The organism is Streptomyces sp. NPDC002125, from assembly GCF_053593715.1.
The window spans coordinates 1-1259 of record NZ_JBSFDD010000087.1 but is presented as its reverse complement, the minus strand read 5'-3'; the positions used below and the strand labels follow the sequence as shown (position 1 = coordinate 1259).

The 1259-nt window shown below is 68.0% G+C and carries 2 protein-coding genes and 1 pseudogene; 1 reads left to right on the top strand and 2 read right to left on the bottom strand.

What is annotated here, in order from left to right; all coding sequences use genetic code 11:
- Nucleotides 1-99 precede the first annotated feature (99 nt).
- Together ACWCQM_RS40930 and ACWCQM_RS40925 are read right to left on the bottom strand one after the other, a co-directional pair.
- Nucleotides 100-492 (bottom strand): VOC family protein, encoded by a 393-nt coding sequence (locus ACWCQM_RS40930; protein ID WP_267077370.1) that lies wholly within the window; start codon nt 490-492, stop codon nt 100-102.
- Nucleotides 489-791: an ArsR/SmtB family transcription factor gene (locus tag ACWCQM_RS40925; protein ID WP_450920139.1), complete on the bottom strand. Its 303-nt coding sequence runs from the start codon at nt 789-791 to the stop codon at nt 489-491. Before ACWCQM_RS40925 ends, ACWCQM_RS40930 begins: the two co-directional genes overlap by 4 nt.
- Before the next feature lie 139 nt (nt 792-930).
- Here ACWCQM_RS40925 and ACWCQM_RS40920 point away from each other — a divergent pair.
- A pseudogene (locus ACWCQM_RS40920) lies at nt 931-1259 on the top strand (1,3-beta-glucanase); the annotation flags it as partial.

The window sequence follows — 1259 nt, the reverse complement described above, 5'->3', positions numbered from 1 at the left end:
GCGGCCCTGCGGCCGTGGGTTTCCCGCCCCCCCGTGTCCCCCCCGTTCCCGGGGCGGCCGCCAACTCCCCCCGCCCGGGGGTGCGGGGGGGCCGTCGGCCTACTGCGGTTGTGTCGCGATCTGGATCAGGTTGCCGCAGGTGTCGTCGAGGACGGCGGTGGTGACCGGGCCCATCTCCAAGGGCTCCTGGGTGAAGCGGACACCGAGGGCGCGCAGACGCTCGTACTCCGCGTTCACGTCGTCGACGGCGAACTGGGCGAGCGGGATGCCGTCGCCGACGAGCGTGTCGCGGTAGGTCCTGGCGACCGGGTGCCCGACCGGCTCCAGGAGGAGTTCCGTGCCGCCGGGCTCCTCGGGCGAGACGACGGTCAGCCACCGGTCCTTCTCGCCCAGCGGCACGTCGTGCTTCTTCACGAAGCCGAGGATCTCCGTGTAGAAGTGGAGGGCCCTGGCCTGGTCGTCGACGAAGACGCTGGTCAGATGGATTCTCATGGGGTGTTCTCCTCCGGTCCGGATGTGTCGTGCGCCAGCCACCGCTCGCCGATCTGCCGCAGCGGGGCCGTGTTGAGGTCGTGGAACTTGTAGCGGCCCTCCCGCCTGGTCTCGACGAGCCCGGCGGCCTCCAGCACGGCGAGGTGCTGGGATATCGCCTGGCGCGAGATACCGAGCCGATGCTTCATGGCCAGCCGCGAGCAGATCTCGAACAGCGTCTGCCCGGACTTCTCCGTGAGCTCGTCGAGGATGGTGCGACGGGTGGGGTCGGCCAGGGCTTTGAAGAGGTCGTCGGCCACGGCCACACCATAGGCAAACGTTCACTTGCCTATCAAGTCGTGGTGCACGTGTCTCCGGTCCAGACCAAAGCCTTGACACGGTCGGCGTTCATTCCTTAAATCACGTGTTGAACTAAGTACTTCCCCGAAGGGAGAAGGAATGAGTTCCACGCGTTTCCCCAGACGCCTGGTCCTGTCTCTGGTCATGGCGCTCGGCCTCGCCTCGCTGTCCACCGGACTCACACAGCACACTCCCGCGTCGGCCACCGCGCCGATGACGGCCGCGGCGGCGACGGCGGCCGTCACGTTCGCCGACGAGTTCGACGGGCCCGCGGGCTCCGCCGTCGACGGTGGCAAGTGGCTCACGGAGACCGGCGACAACGTCAGCAACCACGAACGGCAGTACTACACGGCGGGCACCAGCAACGCCGCGCTGGACGGCCAGGGCAATCTGGTCATCACCGCACGGAAGGAGAACCCTGGCAACTA

Coding starts and splice junctions, on each gene's coding strand:
- ACWCQM_RS40930 (WP_267077370.1), bottom strand. CDS start 492: ATGAGAATCCATCTGACCAGCGTCTTCGTCGACGACCAGGCCAGGGCC.